This is a genomic window from Bacillus sp. Y3 (genome assembly GCF_008123875.1).
Taxonomy (GTDB): Bacteria; Bacillota; Bacilli; order Bacillales; family Bacillaceae; genus Bacillus; species Bacillus altitudinis.
Genome location: NZ_VSSC01000001.1, coordinates 488,697 through 507,072, shown reverse-complemented (window position 1 = coordinate 507,072; position 18,376 = coordinate 488,697). Strand labels below are relative to the sequence as shown.

The window sequence follows — 18,376 nt, the reverse complement described above, 5'->3', positions numbered from 1 at the left end:
GACAATCTTAAAAAAATAAAAAAAGAAAAGAAAGAGGACGTCTTCCTTTTCTTAACTAATAATGCCTGTTTGTGTAATGTTTACTTTGATTTTTGGAATGATTTTCACTTTTGGATAATCGGTGACCCAATTCATTTTCATATACTCATCATAATGTCTGACCCGGTATTTTCTGCCGAGGCTTAAGACGTCAGAATTTGCTTCTTGTAATGTAGCAACAATTTTTTCTGCTTCTTTTGTCAAGATGGTTGAAAGTCTTTTATTGAGCATTTCAATTTTTTTGTCTGTATCTAGATTATCTTTTGGGTACTCAAGGACAGAAGTATTAAATTCAAATTTGAGTGAGTATGTTAAGTTTCGATGATCAGGATTCAGAATCTCAATGTCTCTCTTCACATCAGTGACTTGGATGGTGATGTAATTGTTTTCTTTAGACTTCATATCGCTTCTCACTTTTTTTGTGAAGTTGGCATACTTGCCCATTTTTCCGTCCATGACGGTGAGCAAGATCGCATCTTGACCATACAGCTCGCCTTTCTTTTTCTCATTATCAAATAGTGCAACACCTTTTACACTGATTAATTTCTTCGATTGATCAAAATAGATTAACGGCAGTGTGAAGTCCTCTCCAGTTTGGAGCATTTTAGATCGAATACTTTGAATGTTTTTAGGTGCTACTTGGGAGGAGCGTGATGCGGTTGTGATTAAGTTATTTAAATAGTCACTCACAATGAGTTTTTCCTTCAGCAGCGAGTTAATCACTTCTTCACAGGTCCCCCCTTGAACAACGGCAAGATTTGCGAGGAGGGGACTTTTTGGATCACGATAAAACATATCTAAGTAGGGCAGAAGACGATTTTGGGCAAATTCATCACCGATCAGCATCACCCGCATTTTCGACATGTCTATTTTTTGATCCACAATCCGGCTGAAGTTGGTTCTCGCTTTTCTTAAAGTAGGGGCTTCAGTTGTGAGAAGAGTGGTTAAAAAGCTACCTGTATTTCCTTGTTCCATACTTTGAGACTGCTGCACCTTTCGATAAGTAATCGAGTATCTTGCATTTTCATCCTCTCCCTGATCAACAGCGGAGGTTAACACAAGAGAGATGTTCTTTAATAAATTTTGATCCCAGCAGCCAGGCATGAATATGAGAGAAACACACATGAGCAACGTCAGTATGTACTTATGACGCATGTGATTTCACCTTCCCTTTGCGATGTTTGATAAAGATGATAATGGCCATAAAGATTGGGAGTGTGTAAATAAATGAATATTGAGCGATGGTGGTAAAATCATTAAAACGCTGAATTCTAAAATTATCGGTTGCAAGGTAACAGCTAGCCGCATAGATCAAAATGGCAAAATAAAAGACATATTTTTTGTGTTCTTTTTTCTTAAGAATACTTGCCACGCCATTCGCACAAAAGTAAAGGTAATTGCTGAGTGTGGCAAGAATGATAAATACCCAGAAACTGAGAAAGATCAAGTCTGTTCGCTCAATCACACCGAACGAAATGGTTTTTAACAGATAAAGAACAGGGTTGGGAATGATATTGAGCTCAATCGGACTGAAGAACATAAAACAAATCAATGTAATAAATAGGTAGTAAAGCGTCGTGCATATATTGGCAATGGTCATGACTTTATATCGTTCCTTAATGGTTCCTTTCATCAATGGAGAGATAATGAGGATCATCTCGAACCCATTCATAGATAGAACGACGTCCTTTAATCCGAGTGAAACTTGAGAAACGTCCACTTGGAAAAAGGGCATGAGGTAGTCGATATTGGTTCCTTTTAATGAATAGAGCATTAAGAGAGACAGCATGAGCAAAAAGGGCGTCAAAATGAAGTTAAACCTGACAATCGCCGTAATTTGCTCCTTTGCAATGTAAATGATGGAGATCATCAGTAATAGATTAATGACCCAATTTGGTGTGAGCGGCAGCACCCAAATGCCAAGAATTCTTGTGAAAATGGATAAAACAACAATGCAGACGGAGGCGAAGTATAACGTATATAGTGCCACCAATGTCCGGCCGATCCATTTTCCGAACACTTCAATTAAGGCTTGGAAAAATGATGTATCAGGATACTTCTGAATGATGTAAATAAAAATGGTGTTAATGATTTGAATGAAAAAACAGGCTAAGATAATCGCCATCCACCCATCGTGTCCCATGTCTTTCATCAGCAAATGGGGGAGAGCTAAAATACCGACACCAATTTGAGATTGAATGATAAAAAAGACAGCTTGAGGTGGAGATATTTTATTTTTCATCTTTATTTTTCCATCCTCTCAAATTTTCAATTTGCTCTTTCTTTTTTGGATTTAAGTAAACAGGGCGCTTTTTGTACATCCACATCGGTAATCGGATCACAGTATCTTTTAAGTCCTGCCAGTTAAATGGAGCCACTGGTGATAAGTACGGGACACCTAGTGATTCGAGGCGGCATAAATTCATCAATACGATCGACAGGCCGAATGAAATGCCAATAAACCCAAACATCGATGCCATAAACATGAGAGGGAAACGAAGCATACGAATGGTGGACGTCATTTCAAAGGATGGGAGGACAAAGGATGCAACAGCTGTCACGGCAACAACAATGACAAGGACATTCGAAATGAGTCCAGCTTTTACCACAGCGTCTCCAATCACCAAACCGCCTACAATCCCAATCGTCTGACCAATTGGCTTTGGCAGTCGCACCCCTGCTTCTCGTATGAGCTCAATCGTAATTTCCATCAGCATTGCTTCAATTAACGGCGGAAAAGGAATGCCGATGATGGAATTTTTCATCGTAATCGCTAATTCATCCGGGACCACCTCATAATGAAAACCAATGACCGCAATATAAAAAGAAGGCAAAATCACTGCGATGATACAGGCAACATAGCGAAGAATACGAATAAATGTAGCCGGAATCCAGCGGCTATTATAGTCATCTGGTGATTGAAAGAAACTAAAGAACGTAATAGGCAGAATGATAGCCATTGGGCTGCCGTCCATTAAGACGACAATTCTTCCTTCAAGAATGGCGGATCTCACTTTGTCAGGTCGTTCTGTGTCAATAAGCTGCGGGAAGATGGAATACGAATCATCCTCAATCGCCTCTACAATAGAACCTGGGCTAAGCAGCGTGTCTACTTTAATAGAAGAAATTCGTTTGTTAACCTCATCTATCTTTTCTTGATTGGCAATATCAGAAATATAAACCGTCGCAACCTTTGTTTCAGATTTTGTACCGACCTTATGATACTGGATTGCAAGTTTTCGATCATTTAAGTGTGAACGCAGCAAATATAAATTGGTATCTAAGCTCTCAACAAACCCATCATGTGCGCCTGCAATAATACTTTCAGAAGAAGGTTCAGAAATGGAACGCAGAGGCGGCTGCCCAACAGCAAATATTTTGATCTGTGCGGATTTTTCATCAAGGAAGGCAATACTTCCGGCAATAATGCTGTCGACAATAAGCGTCAAGTCACCTGTTTCGAGTGAACTAAGAGATTTTGCATAGTCCTGCTTTCCAGGAGGGCCAAGCAAGTTGCCAATAATGAAGTTGTTTAATTTACTTTCATCCACTCTTGTTTTAATAAAAAACAGCACTGATTTCGTTTCATTCACCATCAATTCCCGGTATTCAAAATCAGCGCTTTGTTGAAATGCTTTTTTCAGAATCCGAATCTTTTCCTCAAAACCGCCTGATAAAAAATGTAAGCGTGTTTGCTCATTCGTATTTGGCATCTTTAGCCTCCTCTCACAGATTTTTTAACCATAGTGTAAGCCGAGAAGATGATTTTATGCGTCATCTTTGGGGAAAGCATGACATGCACCGACAACTTTCAACTAAAATCACATTAAAAATGTTAAGAAATGATGAATCTTGATAAAAAGAAATGAATAATGTTTCATTGTTTAGGTCATAAGGAGTGAATATCGTAAAGAGAGGCTATAACAAAATGATTAATATTTGACATCTTATCCCAATTTTTTGTGACCTGGAAATAAGCAGATGACTTGATTTTTTGACAGGTGACCTTTGTCATAGGTCAACACATAGCGTTCTGACCAATGAGGATGACTTTCTAACCTGTTCATTTAAAAATATAAAATATTCTAAAACACGCACTATTCATTTAAAGCACTGATATGACTGATTTCGTAGAGATGAAAGGACTTTAAAACATTGATTCAAAATACATCTTAATAATTGTCGAAAAATTTAGGGAGAAAAGGACAAAAGATTTTTCACTGTTTGATGGTAACGCTTTCTCTTGTTTGAAGCAGAAATTCAGCCGTCATTTTGTCCGTCTTTTGGCCTTTTCATTTGAGCGTGAGGTAGGCAAATACGCCTTCTGATTAGAGGAATTTGGCATACGAGGAAGTGAAAGATTATGTTACATAATACCGATTGTGATTTTATGCTGAACCTATATACTGTTGATTGAATTTACATATCACACTCATAAAAAAAGGAGATGTAGATAAGCGATGTGGTTAATCGTTATAGCCTGTGTCATCATGTTAGGGATTGGCTTTATTGAAAAGAAGCGTCATCAGAAAAATATCGATGCCCTGCCGGTACGCGTCAATATTAATGGTATACGCGGAAAGTCTACCGTTACAAGATTGACAACCGGTATCTTAATGGAGGCAGGTTATAAAACTGTCGGCAAAACAACAGGAACGGATGCAAGAATGATTTATTGGGATACGCCAGAAGAGAAACCGATTAAAAGGAAACCGCAAGGACCAAATATCGGAGAGCAGAAAGAAGTTATGAGAGAAACCGTTGAAAGAGGAGCAAATGCCATCGTCAGTGAATGTATGGCGGTGAATCCAGATTACCAAATTATCTTTCAGGAAGAGCTGCTTCAAGCGAATATTGGCGTGATCGTAAACGTTCTTGAAGATCATATGGATGTGATGGGGCCAACTCTTGATGAAATAGCTGAAGCCTTTACAGCGACAATTCCTTACAATGGGCACTTGGTTATTACGGATAGTGAATATACAGATTTCTTTAAAGAGATTGCGAAAAAACGCAATACTGAAGTGATTGTTGCAGATAATTCCAAGATTACCGATGAGTATTTACGGAAATTTGAGTACATGGTATTCCCTGATAATGCTTCACTTGCACTTGGTGTTGCACAAGCATTGGGAATTGATGAAGATACGGCATTCAGAGGCATGTTAAATGCGCCGCCTGATCCAGGAGCGATGAGAATTCTTCCATTAATGGACGCAAAAACACCTGGACATTTTGTAAATGGATTTGCGGCTAATGACGCAGCATCTACATTGAACATTTGGAAGCGTGTGAAGGAAATTGGGTATCCAACAGATGAACCGATTATTATCATGAACTGTCGTGCGGATCGCGTAGATAGAACGATCCAGTTTGCGGAGGATGTACTTCCTTATATTGAAGCAAGTGATCTTGTCTTAATTGGTGAAACGACAGATCCAATTGTGAAGGCATTTGAGGATGGAAAAATTCCGGCTGACCACTTACACAACCTTGAATATCAATCTACAGAACAAATTATGAACATGCTTGAGAAAAAGCTTCATAATCGAGTGGTTTATGGAGTCGGCAATATTCACGGCGCCGCTGAACCTTTAATCGAAAAAATTCAAGAATACAAAATTAAGCAGCTTGTCAGCTAGGAGGAAATATAGAAAATGTTCGGATCAGATCTTTATATCTCGTTAATTTTAGGTGTTCTACTCAGTTTAATCTTTGCAGAAAAAACAGGAATCGTACCAGCTGGGTTGGTTGTTCCAGGTTATCTGGCGCTCGTCTTTAACCAGCCAGTCTTCATTTTAGTTGTTTTATCTGTCAGCTTGTTGACATATGTGATCGTTCGTTTTGGTCTATCGAAATTTATGATTTTGTACGGACGCAGAAAGTTTGCGGCGATGCTGATTACAGGAATTGCCTTAAAGCTCATATTTGATTTCTTCTATCCAGTAGTTCCGTTTGAAATAGCAGAATTCCGCGGAATCGGAATCATCGTGCCTGGATTGATTGCGAATACGATTCAAAAGCAAGGTCTTACGATTACCCTTGGAAGCACATTACTTCTAAGTGGTGCAACATTTGCCATCATGTATGTTTACTATCTATTTTAAGATAAGGTGTGTCCAATGATGAATAAAAAATTGAGCTTTCAGGAAAAGCTGCTGAAAATCACAAAGAACCAAAAGAAAAAGACGAATAAACACGTACTGATTGCTTTACCGATTGTCATTGCTTGTACATTTCTATTTACATTTATCGGGAAAGCACAAGTACCAACTGTAGAAAAGAATCCAGAAAACATCCTGACCGCTTCGTTTGTCGGAGATATTATGTTTGGAAGAAATGTAGAGAAAGTAACAGACCGCTATGGAAAGCAGCACCTGTTCCGCTATGCGAAGCCGTATTTTGATGTATCAGATTATGTAACAGGGAATTTTGAGCATCCAGTGGCTTCAGATAAGGAACAGGCAGCACAAAAGAATATTCATTTGAAAACAGACGAAGATTCTGTACAAGCGTTAAAGGATTTGAATTTCTCTGTACTAAACTTTGCGAATAACCATGCAGCAGACTACGGTGAAAAAGGCTTAAATAACACGATTGATGCCTTTGAAAAAGCTGACATGGATTATACAGGGGCAGGGCGCAACGTCAATGATGCGAAGCAGAACATTTCATACAAAGAAGTGAATGGCGTTAAAATCGCTACCCTTGGTTTTACAGATGTATATGGAAAAGATTTTAAAGCAACAAATCGTAAGGCAGGTATTCTACCAGCTGATCCATCTATCTTTATTCCGATGATTTCACAAGCTGCTGAAAAGGCAGATATCGTTGTTGTTCATGCGCACTGGGGACAGGAATATAACAATGAAGTAAACGACAGACAAAGAGAGCTGGCAAGAGCGATGTCAAAGGCTGGTGCTGATATCATTATCGGTGCACACCCGCACGTTCTTGAGCCGATGGAAGTCTATAACGGAACAGCGATCTTCTATAGCTTGGGGAACTTTATTTTTGACCAAGGCTGGTCAAGAACACGTGATTCTGCCATTGTTCAGTATCATCTGAATGAAGATGGAAAAGCGACATTTGAAGTAGTTCCAATGTACATCAAAGAAGCGACACCTGCTCCAGTCAAAGCAGGATCTCTTGAATCAAAATCGATTATCCGTATGCTGACAAATGGCACGAATGCGGATTGGAAAGAAAAAGACGGACATATTTTCTTTGAAGTCGATCATTCTGATAAAGTTCAAACATTAAAAGAAAACGAGGGGAAGGATAAAAAATGAAATTCCTTAAAGCAAGCTGGCCGTTTGTTGCGTTAATTTTAGTCTTTGTCTTTATGTCTGCTTTTAAATTTAGTGACAGCCTCACAGATCATGAGAAACAAAAGATCTCGGTTGAAATGCAGAAAATCGAACAGCAAAAGCAGTCAAAAGCAGAAGCAAGTAAATAAAGAAATGATGATGAAAAGAGCACGCGAGGCGTGCTCTTTTTTGACGGAAAAAGGTGTAAAATGAAAGGGGTCATGTCGAAACTATAAAAGAAAGGAGGTAGAGAGGATGAAATGGAAAGGAATACTGCTTGGAGGATGTGCCATTGTAGGACTCATGTTTATGTCCCAAACAGAGGTGTCTGCTCAAACAACATCTCCTTTAAAACAAGCGGAAACGCTGATAGGCACGCCTTATCATAAAGGAGGAATCAATCCGAAAACGGGCTTTGATGCTTCTGGCTTTATACAATATGTATACAAAACAACAGGTGCATTTGATTTGCCGCGAAAGGTGATTGATCAATACCAAATCGGTGAAAGCGTATCATGGGAAAAAGCGAAGCCCGGAGACCTTGTCTATTTTCGCAGTCTTGAAGAAACAAAAGACATCCCAACACATGTTGCTTTGTACGCTGGAAATGATCAGGTGATCCACATCACACTCAGTCAAGGGGTGGTGAAAACAGATGTCAGCAAAAGTAAATATTGGACCGATCGGTTCTATGCGGTCAAACGGCTGCCTGTCTCCCAAGAGATGTCGGATGATCAACTGGTGAAAGATGCGATGAAATATTTAGGAATCCCTTATGTATTCGGGGCATCAGATCCAAAAGTAGGATTCGATTGTTCAGGTTTTTTACAATATTTATTTGAAAAATCACTTGGGATTTATTTGCCAAGAAGTGCTGAGCAGCAATGGATGGTTGGAGAGAAAGTGGCACGAGACGATATTCGTCCTGGAGACTTTGTTTTTTTTAGCAACACGTATAAAAAAGGAATTTCACATGTAGGAATGTACATCGGAGGAGACCGCTTTATTCATGCGAGCCGTTCGGAAAGTGTGACGATTTCTTATTTGTCTGAATCGTATTGGCGTGAGAAATGGACAGGTGCGAAACGATTAACTGAGCTGAAACTAGCGAAAGAAGACCCAGTCGTATCAAAAGCCGCTACGTATATTGGAGAAGTACCCTATGTAAAAGGTGGTGCGAGCCCAAAGCAAGGCTTTGATACAGCAGGATTCACGCAGTATATCTATCAAGAAGTGCTTGGAATTGAGATGCCTCGCTATGCGCCGGGACAAGTTAAAGCAGGTACACCTGTGAAACGATCGGAACTAAAGCCAGGAGATCTTGTCTTTTTTAAAGGGACTTCGTTGATGCCAGCCATTTATGCTGGTTCAAATCAAGTCATTCATGTGACGGTTTCAAATGGCGTTGTCATTACCAATATGAAAACAAGTACGTATTGGAAGGATAAATATGAGACGGCTGTTAGAATCAAAAAATAAAGAAAAAGCCCGATCAATGCTCAGATCGGACTTCTCGACTTCTCACTAGGCGCTGATCAGACAAGCGTCTTTTTTTCTTGAAATTGATTCTGCAAAAGCAGATCAATAAAATAGGCGACGCCATCTTCATGGTTGCCTTTTGTGATATAGGTGCTTTTTTCTTTAATGACATCCACCGCATTCCCCATCGCTATCCTGTGTCCTGCTTCATCGAACATGGATAGATCATTAGGGCTATCACCGATCGCATAAATATTGGATCGGTCTACGCCATAATGGGCTGCAAGTTTCTTGAGGGCATGTCCTTTGCCTGACTCTTTTGGCAGTACCTCAATGATATGTTCTCCAGATGAGGTCAATGAGAGCTCAGGCATCTTAGAAAGAAGATCTCGTGCTTCTTGCAGCTTATTCATATCAAATGAGAAGCATAGTAATTTATAAGTTGGTTCATTCGACTCAAAAATTTGACGGATGTCATCGACAGGTTTGATGCCAAACTGTTTAAATTGAGTCATCGCCCCTTCCCATAAATCAGCTACATCCTCGTTAGGATTGGCGCTTTTGATCATATCAAATTCAGCTTTGAGCTTTTCTTTTCCATCAAATGGGGAAAGGAGGGCATCGTCTGTATAGACCTCGAAATAAATGTTCCGTTCCACCAATTCCTTTGCAGCACGTCTTCCAGCTTCTTGATCAAGGGTGATTCTGCTGAAGAGCTTGTACCCTTCTGTATGGACAGTTCCTCCGTTTGCCGCAATAATGGGAATGTCCAAATCCCCAAGAAGCTCTTTTACATCAAAAGTCGCGCGCCCTGTACAAATGGTCACAATATATCCAGCTTCCTTCGCACGAATCAATGCTTGCCGGTTTTGAGCGGATATTTCACTTTTTGTATTTAAGAGTGTACCGTCTAAATCAATCGCAATCATTTTTTTCATTGCTGTTATATCCTCCTTCATTCATGCAATAGCCTCTTCAAAGTATGTACGATTTCCTTCATTCTCATGAAAGAGTCGGATCGTGGATTCCTCTCTTTAAGGCTAAACAAAAATGGTCAATTGATCAAGGATATAAGAAAAAGCGCCCAAAAGGACGCTTTCAGCGTGTAGACAAACCCTCGCATTCTTTGTCAGTCCTGCGTGCTGGTGCTCACGAATGACAAATTCGCTCCGCGCCAGTACTCGTTCTTCCTAGACTGCAAAGGTTTTCTATCACGCTGAAAAGAAGACAAAGGGCTAAAATCAAGTTCATTTTAGCCCTTTGTCAACAATCTGAAAGCGCCCAAAAGGACGCTTTCTGTGTTTATGATAATTCAAGCTGTTTCTTCAATTCTGTTTTGACTTCGTTCAGTTGGTTTTGATCCAATTGGTAATAATAAACGCCATTTGGCTGGTAATCAGATCCTTTTAGTTGAATCGTATCAACAGATTTCAATGAAGTGAGTAGTGGGAAAAGACCGACTAGTTCTTTCATTGACAGGTTAGTTGAGACGTTATCACCTAGAGTATCTATGATATTGTCATAAGACGGAATGGACGTTACTGATTTTGATTTATCGAAAATGGCTTTTAAAACTTCCATTTGACGCTGTCCGCGCATGAGATCACTGTCTGCTTTTCTTGTTCTCACATAAGCGAGAGCTTGATCACCATCTAGTGTGTGAGTACCCGTTTGCAGCTGAACTTTGCCCTTTGTATCTTTAAGAATCTGTTTCACAACATATTCATCTTTAATGTTAACGGAAACACCGTTTAATTCGTTCACAATTTCCTTAAATGCTTTGAAATTACTTTCAATCACAAAGTCGACAGGGATATCTAGTAAATTTTCAACTGTACTCACCGTGAGGTCTGCATCACCAAATGCGTGTGCATGTGTGATTTTGTCATAACCATGACCTGGAATATTAACATATGAGTCCCTTGGAATACTTAATAATTTCACGGTTTTATTCGTACGATTCACTGTCGCTAAAACCATTGCATCGCTTCGTGCTTGTTTGACTGTTTCGCCGGGTCTGCTGTCAATGCCAAGCAGCAAGACAGAAAAGCTGTCTTTCCCAGGATCAAATGCTTCAATCCGTTTGACAGATTGTGCACCGCGGTCTAGAGAGACTTGTGCTTTTTTCGCAGCCGATGTCACTTTATAGTAGGCATAGCCGGTGACAGAAGCGGTTGTCAGTAAAAGAATACCAAAAATAAAAAGAGTGACTTTCACCCATGGTTTTAAACGCTTTTTGCCTTTGCGTTTACTTCTTGTTTGATCCATATATTTAAACCCTCGCTATGATTTTATAGTAAAGATGTCCTTCTTCATGCTTACAAACTAAAACAAATATACCTTAAAACGGGATATAGTGCGACATTTTTTTCACTAACGCTTAATTGACGTTTCCTTATCTAAAAAAGTTTCAATGATACGCAAATGAAATATATTTGTCATAAAACATCGAAATGTTTGAAATGACAGGAAGTGAGGAAAATGATTTTTCATAGAGAAACATCCAGTCATTACATAGATAAAAGAGGGGTTATGATCATGAAAAATCGGAATGGGTGGCTTTATTTCTTCGGCGCACTTGGCGGCGCCTTATATGGTTACGATACAGGTGTCATTTCTGGCGCTATCTTATTTATGAAAGAGGATTTGGGTTTAAATGCATTTACAGAGGGACTTGTGGTCAGCTCGATTTTAATCGGGGCGATGCTCGGGTCTTCTCTTTCTGGAAAACTGACAGATCAATTCGGACGGAAAAAAGCGATAATCGCCGCAGCCATTTTATTTATTTTCGGTGGATTTGGAACAGCCCTTGCGCCGAATACGGAGGTTATGGTTTTATTCCGAATCGTGCTAGGACTTGCTGTCGGTTGCTCGACGACGATTGTTCCATTGTATTTATCTGAACTTGCGCCAAAGGAATCAAGAGGGGCACTTTCCTCATTAAACCAACTCATGATCACATTTGGTATTCTTCTTGCCTATATTGTGAACTACGTTTTAGCAGATGCAGAGGCATGGCGTCTGATGCTTGGAATTGCCGTTGTTCCTTCTGTGCTCTTGTTATGTGGTATTTTGTTTATGCCAGAAAGTCCTCGCTGGCTGTTTGTCCAAGGACAGGCGGACCGGGCGAAAGAAATATTGTCAAAACTTAGACAAAGCAAGCAAGAAGTTGAAGACGAAATTGCGGATATTCAAAAAGCAGAAAGTGAAGAAAAAGGCGGTCTTAAGGAATTACTCGAACCATGGGTGCGCCCCGCTTTAATTGCTGGTGTCGGTCTAGCCTTTTTACAGCAGTTTATTGGGACAAATACGATCATTTATTATGCACCAAAAACATTCACAAGTGTCGGCTTTGGCGATTCAGCAGCCATTTTAGGAACTGTAGGAATTGGTGCAGTCAATGTTGTCATGACGTTTGTTGCGATTAAAATCATTGATCGTGTCGGGCGGAAAGCGTTACTCCTATTTGGAAATGTAGGGATGGTCCTTAGTTTGATTGTTCTAGCAGTGGTCAATCGTTTTTTCGAGGGATCAACAGCTGCAGGGTGGACAACGATTATATGTTTAGGACTTTTCATCGTCATTTTTGCTGTCAGCTGGGGCCCGGTCGTATGGGTGATGCTGCCAGAGCTGTTCCCTGTACATGTCCGGGGAATTGGTACGGGGGTATCGACCTTCCTACTGCATACAGGGAATTTGATCATCTCGCTCACATTCCCGACCTTGTTAAGTGCAATTGGCATCAGTAACCTTTTCCTTATTTATGCAGCCATCGGCATAGGTGCCTTCTTATTTGTGAAATATTTAGTCACAGAAACGAAAGGGAAAAGTCTTGAAGAGATTGAAGAAGATTTAAAAAAGAGAAACCGTGCCGTCGTGAATGACGAAGGGGAAACGGTATGAAAAAAGACCAGCTGCATGAGGCAGCTGGTCTCAGCGTGTAGACAAACCCTCGCATTCGGTGTCAGTCCTGTGTGTCGGTGCTCACGAATCTCTCATTCGCTCCGCTCCGATACTCGTCCTTCCTAGACTGCAAAGGTTTTCTATCACGCTGAAAAGAAGACAAAGGGCTAAAAAATTCATTTTAGCCCTTTGTTAAACAAACGTTTAATCAAGAAAGGACAATCACTCATCTTCTGAACGTGCTGCCTATGACATACATATGGAACAGGCGGGCGAAAGGTGGAAATGAGATGAAAGGAAAAACGAGCATTGTGATGCTGACGTACAATGAACTGCACCTAACGAAAAAATGTATCGACAGTATCAAGAAGCATACTCGGCGTGATGAATATGAACTCATTATCGTGGATAATGCTTCATCAGACGGAACAAAGGAATATGTGAGACAACTGGAAGATGTCGTGTTGATTGACAACGAGAAGAATCAAGGTTTTGCCAAGGGCTGTAACCAAGGGGCGAAAAAAGCAACAGGAGATAGTCTTCTTTTTTTAAATAACGACACGATTGTGACCGAAAACTGGCTTTTGCCTTTAAGAGAAGCCCTTTTTGCATCAGAGCGTATTGGCATGGTAGGGCCTGTCTCCAATTATGTAAGTGGTCCTCAGCTCGTTCAGCCATCTTACACAGATGTGAAGGAGCTTCCTGCCTTTGCGAAGGCATATACGGCTTCGAAAAAAGGTCAAAGAACATATGTGCATAGACTTGTTGGTTTTTGTTTGCTGGTCAAAAGAGAGCTGATCGAGGATGTAGGGTTATTTGATGAGCGGTTTGTATATGGATCATTTGAGGATGATGACCTTTGTCTGCGCTCATTGCTGAAGGGGTACCAGCTGCAAATCGTCCATGATTCTTTTGTGCATCATCACGGTCATGCTACCTTCAATGCCAATGAAGAAACGAACATCTCTACGTTGTTTGCGGAGAACAGGCTTCGTTTTTTAGATAAATGGGGCATTGATTTAAACTTGATAACACCCCATCCATATTTTGCAGCACTGCTCCCTGAGGATGCCAGGTGTGTGCTGGACGTTGGCTGCGGTGCTGGGGCGACAGGACTTGAACTGATCAACCGGCAGGCCGTTGACATGTACGGAGTAGAGGCGGATGCATTAAAAGCAGAGATAGCAAAGGCGTATTACAAAGAAGTGATTGAGACAAAAGCGGAGGCGTATCCTTGGTCAGAGAAAGAAGCTTTTTTTGATGCTGTGATCTTTTCTGATGTGTTAGAGCATGTGTCAGACCCATGGCAGATGATTGCTCAAGCGCATGCGTCTTTAAAACCAGGAGGCGTGATCATTTGCTGCTTACCTAATATGATGCATGCGGAAGTACTGCTGCCTTTATTGGCAGGTGATTTTACGTATCAAGATGTGGGGATTTTAGATCGAACACATATGAGATTTTTCACACCAAACACAATGCGGGCGCTCTTTCCAGACCATTTGTTTCATCGCGTGATTGAACAGCCCATCAATGTGCCAATTGATCAAAACGTTCAATTGTTTTTTGACGAAGTGGCGAGAGTAGGAGAGTCACTTGGCTTTCAAACAAAAGCATTATCTGATCAAGTGACGCTCTATCAGCTTTTGATCGTTGCACGTAAAAAAGGCGGTCCCCCCTCCGGGTAATCCGCCTCAGCGTGTAGGCAAACCCTCGCATTTTTTGTCAGTCCTCTGCGCCGGTGCTCGCGAATCCCTCATTCGCTCTGCTCCGGTACTCGTCCTTCCTAGACTGCAAAGGTTTTCTATCATGCTGAAAAGAAGACAAAGGGCTAAAACAAAGTTCATTTTATCCCTTTGTCAACCATCTAAGGCGGTCATCCGCCTTTTGCGCTACCATTTAAAGCTTTTCGTTGCGCCTTCTGCACCAAAGTTCAAAATGCTCACTTTTACGTCATATGCAATGTCTACTTCTTGAAATAGTGTATCCCATTCATTGCGGTGCTGATCCCAAAAGTCTGGATACTTGATGCGCACCTGCCGATTTAAAAGGATCGGGTCAACACCAACTTCTTTTTGCATGTGGTGGACAGCTTTTTGAATGCGCTCTTTGATTTTGCGTTCAAAAATGTGCTCAAATCGTTTGATGTATTGCTCATCGTATGAGTTTTCAGGGGGATATTGATCTTCTGATAGTTTCCCGTTTGTTTGTACACTAATTTTAAAGGAAATCTTTCCGTTCTTCAGATAGGGTTCAATCTTGGACTTTGCTTTCTTGATTTCATATGTAATCGGAAAGCCTTTGTAGGTGGCAGGTACGACTCCGCCTGAGATGCGATTCATGACCCAGTTTAAAGATTGGACATCCTTTGCTGGTATGAATCCTATCAGCTTTCGCGTTTTCCCATGGATAATGCCTGCACCATCATAGGTGAGTTCTCCGTTTACGACATCCACACTTTGGACAAGAAAGCTTGTACCCATCTGAAAGTAATCCGACGCTCGGCCAATACGTGTTGGCAGTAAAATCTTCCCGTTAAAGCTCCGGTTTTTTGATGTTTCAAAAATATGCTCGACTGGAACCCTCTGTTGTGATTTTAATTTTTGATTGATGACTTTTGAAGCCTCATGGCGTGACACTAAGAGGTAGCTGCTTCTTCGAACCTCATCATCTCGTATAAAGTGGTTGAGTGTCCCTTGAATATCATGATGCTCGGCTTGATTTTTGCCAAACAAAAAGATTTTGAGGTGATCACTGTAAATCGGCGGGTCCTTCAAAGCGACATTGCTGACTGCTTCCAGTACATTTTTCCCCTTTGAGACGACATTCACATAGCCAGGGGAATCTGCTTCTTGTGTTCCGCCCATTTTAGGGACAAGGTTTTGATAGGTGAGTTTGACTCCGTTATCATCTTCCTCGTCAATGCCAACACCGCGCACAAACGATAATTTCTCAATATCTTTTAAGTCCCAGCAACCTGTCGATAAAAGCAAAAGACAGCAAGACAGAAAGGTGAGCCATAAACGCCGCACTTTCATGCAGATCGACCTCCCCATTTTTTACGTATCATGAGCAGAACAGCTGTTATAAAAGGAATCGCTAAAACAGCGAATAATGCATAGCCGAGTAAAGTCGAGTAGTAAAAGACTTCATTGATATTTCTCGGAAAAAGAGAGAGAGCTGAGGTCAGCAAAAACAGCAACCATAGCAGTCTCGTTAAATTGGTTGTCTTAAACACCGTTTGACAGCCTTTAATAGCAAATTGGAAAAAGCCAAGCATACAAATAAACTGCTGGCACGTCCAGATCGTCAGTAAGAAAATATCAAAGCGTTCAATGAAGACCCCTTCTAGTTCTAGCGCTTGAATGAGTGAGACAGTGGGCCAGGTGAGTGATTTCGTTTCTCCAACCGTCATGGAACCAATCACAATAAAGAGCGTGAGGGAGTAAATAAGTGTGGTGATCCCTACACCGATCGCTGCGGCCCATTTCGCTTTTGACCATTTGTCTTTATAGATAAGCGGTACGACAAACAAAATGACTTCAAAGCCTGTAAATTGAATAAATGTTTGAGAGAACAAATTACTAAAATCTTTAAACCCGTGAGCCATTACCGGGCGTAAATAATCAAAATCAAATATTTTCAAACTAAACAGCATGAGCCCAATGTAAATGATCATGGTCATCGGATAAATATATGTCACCATTTTCACTACCGGAAAAATGCCGCTTTTTAAATGATAGGTGGCCACTAGTAAAAAAATCATCACAATCACGGTCATCGGGGTCGATTGCAGCAGGAAAAATTGAACCACTTCCCCAAGTACACGCGCCTCAAAGCCAACAATGGCTAGTAAATAACCGATCAGCATTAGGTTAAAGATTGTGCCAAAGAAGGCACCGGCTCCTTTTGTATTCGATTCAAAAATGGTATCCGGCGCATTCTTCTCCGCAATCCAACCTAGCAAAAAAGCAACGAAAGCAAAGATGACTCCCTGTATTAATACAATGATCCAGCCATCAGGGAATCCTGAATTGGCAGAACTGCGAGGAATGGTTAAAATTCCAGCGCCTATCATTGTAGAACTGCATAGAATGGTGACTTGTAACAATGATAGCTTCTCAGCTCTGTACATCGTTTACTCTCCTTGTCTTTTGAGATTTTTTGTTTTGGCTGTTTTCGGTCTCGATTTAAATAGCCCTATTGGTAAACGAACGTACGTATCTTTTAAATCTGAAAACGGTGAAGACAAAACAGGTGTGAAATAGTCAAAACCAAAGGTCTTTAGCTGCATCAAGTGACAAAGTACAAATAAATAACACATAATTAAGCCGTATAATCCAAACATGGCTGAACTGAAGATGGCCATAAACCGCAGAATGCGTAAGGGGAAGCTGAAATCATATGATGGAGCAGTGAAATCGGCTAGTGCCGTCAGAGACACAATAATGACCATTAAGGCACTGACGATATTGGCTTGGACAGCCGCCTGTCCAATAATGACGCCGCCAATCAGTCCAATCGTCTGCCCGATCGCCCTAGGAAGACGAAGTCCAGCTTCCCGCAGCAGTTCAATCGTAAACGACATCAAAATGGCTTCCACTACAGGAGGAAAGGGCACATTTTGCCGGCTGCCTGCGATGGTAAGTGCCATTCGTGTTGGTAATAAACCAGGATGATAGGAAACAAGGGCGATATAGAGTCCCGGTAAAAAGATCGTCAAAAGCACGGCAATATAACGGAGCAAACGCAAAAGAGTCGCACTTGTCCATCTTTGATAATAATCCTCCGGTGATTGCATCAAGGCAGTGAGAGTCATCGGCATAATGAGGGCAAACGGCGTCCCATCGAGCAAAATAGACACCTTTCCTTCGAGCACAGAAGCAATCACCCGATCAGGACGTTCTGTATTTTGAATCTGCGGAAAAATAGAGACATGACTGTCTTCAATCAACTGTTCAATATAGCCGGACTCAGGAATATCATCCATTTTGATTTGCTTCATACGAGAGAATACATCATCTACTAGTTTGGGGTCTGCGATATCACGAACATACACAAGAGCAGCAGATTTCTTGTTGCGAGTTCCTATGTTTACCTTTTGAATGACAAGGTTCGGATCGTTTGCTCTTTCACGAAGCAATGCCGTGTTTTTTTCAAGATTTTCAATAAATCCAATCCGGGGTCCTCTTACAAGGACTTCTGATTGCGGCTCCTCTACTTCTCTAAATTGAAAAAGATTCGTATGGAGCGCAAGCGCTTGAGTGGCCCTATCCACAAATAAAATAGCCCTGCCGCTGTATAACTGCTGGGTGGCAAGGTTCATATCTTCCAGCACATCATTTTGAATGCCAAAGAACGTTTTAGAAAGGGAAGAAAGTGTGGTGTGGTCGACCTCAGTGATGGTCAGTTCCTTTTGCATAGGTGAAATGATTTGTTTGGAAAGCATCTCAAATTCTGTGAGTCCTTCAACGTACACGAGACATGCAGAGACAGCGGAAGGACCAAATGAAAAAGAGTGGAACACGATATCATCACTTTTGCCGGCAAAGCTTTTGACACGCTGAATGACGGACTCTATATCTTGTTCAATACGACTTTTCATAATACCTCACCCTCATGTCTTTTTTTATAGAGTGACTCGG

At 41.0% G+C, this 18,376-nt stretch carries 15 protein-coding genes; 7 read left to right on the top strand and 8 right to left on the bottom strand.

Annotation, left to right across the window (positions count from 1 at the left end; all coding sequences use genetic code 11):
- Positions 1 to 51: 51 nt before the first annotated feature.
- Genes FXF70_RS02540 through FXF70_RS02530 form a run of 3 tightly spaced genes read right to left on the bottom strand, consistent with a single transcriptional unit; the run spans position 52 to position 3,752 of the window.
- Positions 52 to 1,194 carry a Ger(x)C family spore germination protein gene (locus tag FXF70_RS02540; protein WP_046344643.1) on the bottom strand — a complete coding sequence of 381 codons (1,143 nt, stop codon included), beginning with the start codon at positions 1,192 to 1,194 and terminating at the stop codon, positions 52 to 54.
- Positions 1,184 to 2,281: a GerAB/ArcD/ProY family transporter gene (locus tag FXF70_RS02535; protein WP_035702259.1), complete on the bottom strand. Its 1,098-nt coding sequence runs from the start codon at positions 2,279 to 2,281 to the stop codon at positions 1,184 to 1,186. The genes FXF70_RS02540 and FXF70_RS02535 overlap by 11 nt, the downstream gene beginning before the upstream one ends.
- On the bottom strand, positions 2,271 to 3,752 hold the full coding sequence (locus FXF70_RS02530) for a spore germination protein (RefSeq protein ID WP_008343262.1): 1,482 nt from the start codon (positions 3,750 to 3,752) through the stop codon (positions 2,271 to 2,273). The genes FXF70_RS02535 and FXF70_RS02530 overlap by 11 nt, the downstream gene beginning before the upstream one ends.
- Positions 3,753 to 4,499: 747 nt before the next feature.
- Between FXF70_RS02530 and pgsB the strand changes: the two genes are divergently transcribed.
- The 5 genes from pgsB to FXF70_RS02510 all read left to right on the top strand — a co-directional run bounded on the left by pgsB (position 4,500) and on the right by FXF70_RS02510 (position 8,828).
- Positions 4,500 to 5,681: a poly-gamma-glutamate synthase PgsB gene (pgsB, locus tag FXF70_RS02525; protein WP_007497522.1), complete on the top strand. Its 1,182-nt coding sequence runs from the start codon at positions 4,500 to 4,502 to the stop codon at positions 5,679 to 5,681.
- Between the two features lie 15 nt (positions 5,682 to 5,696).
- The gene (pgsC, locus tag FXF70_RS02520; protein ID WP_007497520.1) at positions 5,697 to 6,146 is read left to right on the top strand and encodes a poly-gamma-glutamate biosynthesis protein PgsC; all 450 of its coding nucleotides are present in this window, start codon (positions 5,697 to 5,699) and stop codon (positions 6,144 to 6,146) included.
- A gap of 18 nt (positions 6,147 to 6,164) precedes the next feature.
- Entirely contained in the window at positions 6,165 to 7,331 is a 1,167-nt protein-coding gene (locus tag FXF70_RS02515) for a CapA family protein (RefSeq protein WP_017360004.1), read from the top strand.
- On the top strand, positions 7,328 to 7,498 hold the full coding sequence (edmS, locus tag FXF70_RS18995; protein WP_008343253.1) for an extrachromosomal elements maintenance protein EdmS: 171 nt from the start codon (positions 7,328 to 7,330) through the stop codon (positions 7,496 to 7,498). The genes FXF70_RS02515 and edmS overlap by 4 nt, the downstream gene beginning before the upstream one ends.
- Positions 7,499 to 7,604: 106 nt before the next feature.
- Positions 7,605 to 8,828 (top strand): C40 family peptidase, encoded by a 1,224-nt coding sequence (locus FXF70_RS02510; protein WP_076821236.1) that lies wholly within the window; start codon positions 7,605 to 7,607, stop codon positions 8,826 to 8,828.
- Between the two features lie 56 nt (positions 8,829 to 8,884).
- On the opposite strand, the gene FXF70_RS02505 is transcribed toward FXF70_RS02510, so the two are convergent.
- The gene (locus FXF70_RS02505; RefSeq protein ID WP_172673031.1) at positions 8,885 to 9,766 is read right to left on the bottom strand and encodes a Cof-type HAD-IIB family hydrolase; all 882 of its coding nucleotides are present in this window, start codon (positions 9,764 to 9,766) and stop codon (positions 8,885 to 8,887) included.
- A 364-nt stretch (positions 9,767 to 10,130) separates the two neighbouring features.
- A complete protein-coding gene (locus tag FXF70_RS02500; protein ID WP_008343248.1) occupies positions 10,131 to 11,096 on the bottom strand; it encodes an LCP family protein in 966 nt (321 codons plus the stop codon).
- Positions 11,097 to 11,366: 270 nt separating this feature from the next.
- On the opposite strand from FXF70_RS02500, the gene FXF70_RS02495 reads away from it, so the two are divergent.
- Both FXF70_RS02495 and FXF70_RS02490 read left to right on the top strand, forming a co-directional pair.
- Positions 11,367 to 12,731: a sugar porter family MFS transporter gene (locus FXF70_RS02495; RefSeq protein ID WP_148779794.1), complete on the top strand. Its 1,365-nt coding sequence runs from the start codon at positions 11,367 to 11,369 to the stop codon at positions 12,729 to 12,731.
- Between the two features lie 290 nt (positions 12,732 to 13,021).
- Positions 13,022 to 14,419 (top strand): bifunctional glycosyltransferase family 2 protein/class I SAM-dependent methyltransferase, encoded by a 1,398-nt coding sequence (locus tag FXF70_RS02490; protein WP_148779793.1) that lies wholly within the window; start codon positions 13,022 to 13,024, stop codon positions 14,417 to 14,419.
- A gap of 204 nt (positions 14,420 to 14,623) precedes the next feature.
- Here FXF70_RS02490 and FXF70_RS02485 read toward each other — a convergent pair whose 3' ends face one another.
- Genes FXF70_RS02485 through FXF70_RS02475 form a run of 3 tightly spaced genes read right to left on the bottom strand, consistent with a single transcriptional unit; the run spans position 14,624 to position 18,336 of the window.
- On the bottom strand, positions 14,624 to 15,769 hold the full coding sequence (locus tag FXF70_RS02485; RefSeq protein ID WP_148779792.1) for a Ger(x)C family spore germination protein: 1,146 nt from the start codon (positions 15,767 to 15,769) through the stop codon (positions 14,624 to 14,626).
- Positions 15,766 to 16,866 (bottom strand): GerAB/ArcD/ProY family transporter, encoded by a 1,101-nt coding sequence (locus tag FXF70_RS02480; protein ID WP_056704251.1) that lies wholly within the window; start codon positions 16,864 to 16,866, stop codon positions 15,766 to 15,768. The genes FXF70_RS02485 and FXF70_RS02480 overlap by 4 nt, the downstream gene beginning before the upstream one ends.
- A gap of 3 nt (positions 16,867 to 16,869) precedes the next feature.
- Positions 16,870 to 18,336 carry a spore germination protein gene (locus FXF70_RS02475; RefSeq protein ID WP_144716421.1) on the bottom strand — a complete coding sequence of 489 codons (1,467 nt, stop codon included), beginning with the start codon at positions 18,334 to 18,336 and terminating at the stop codon, positions 16,870 to 16,872.
- Between the last annotated feature and the right edge of the window lie 40 nt (positions 18,337 to 18,376).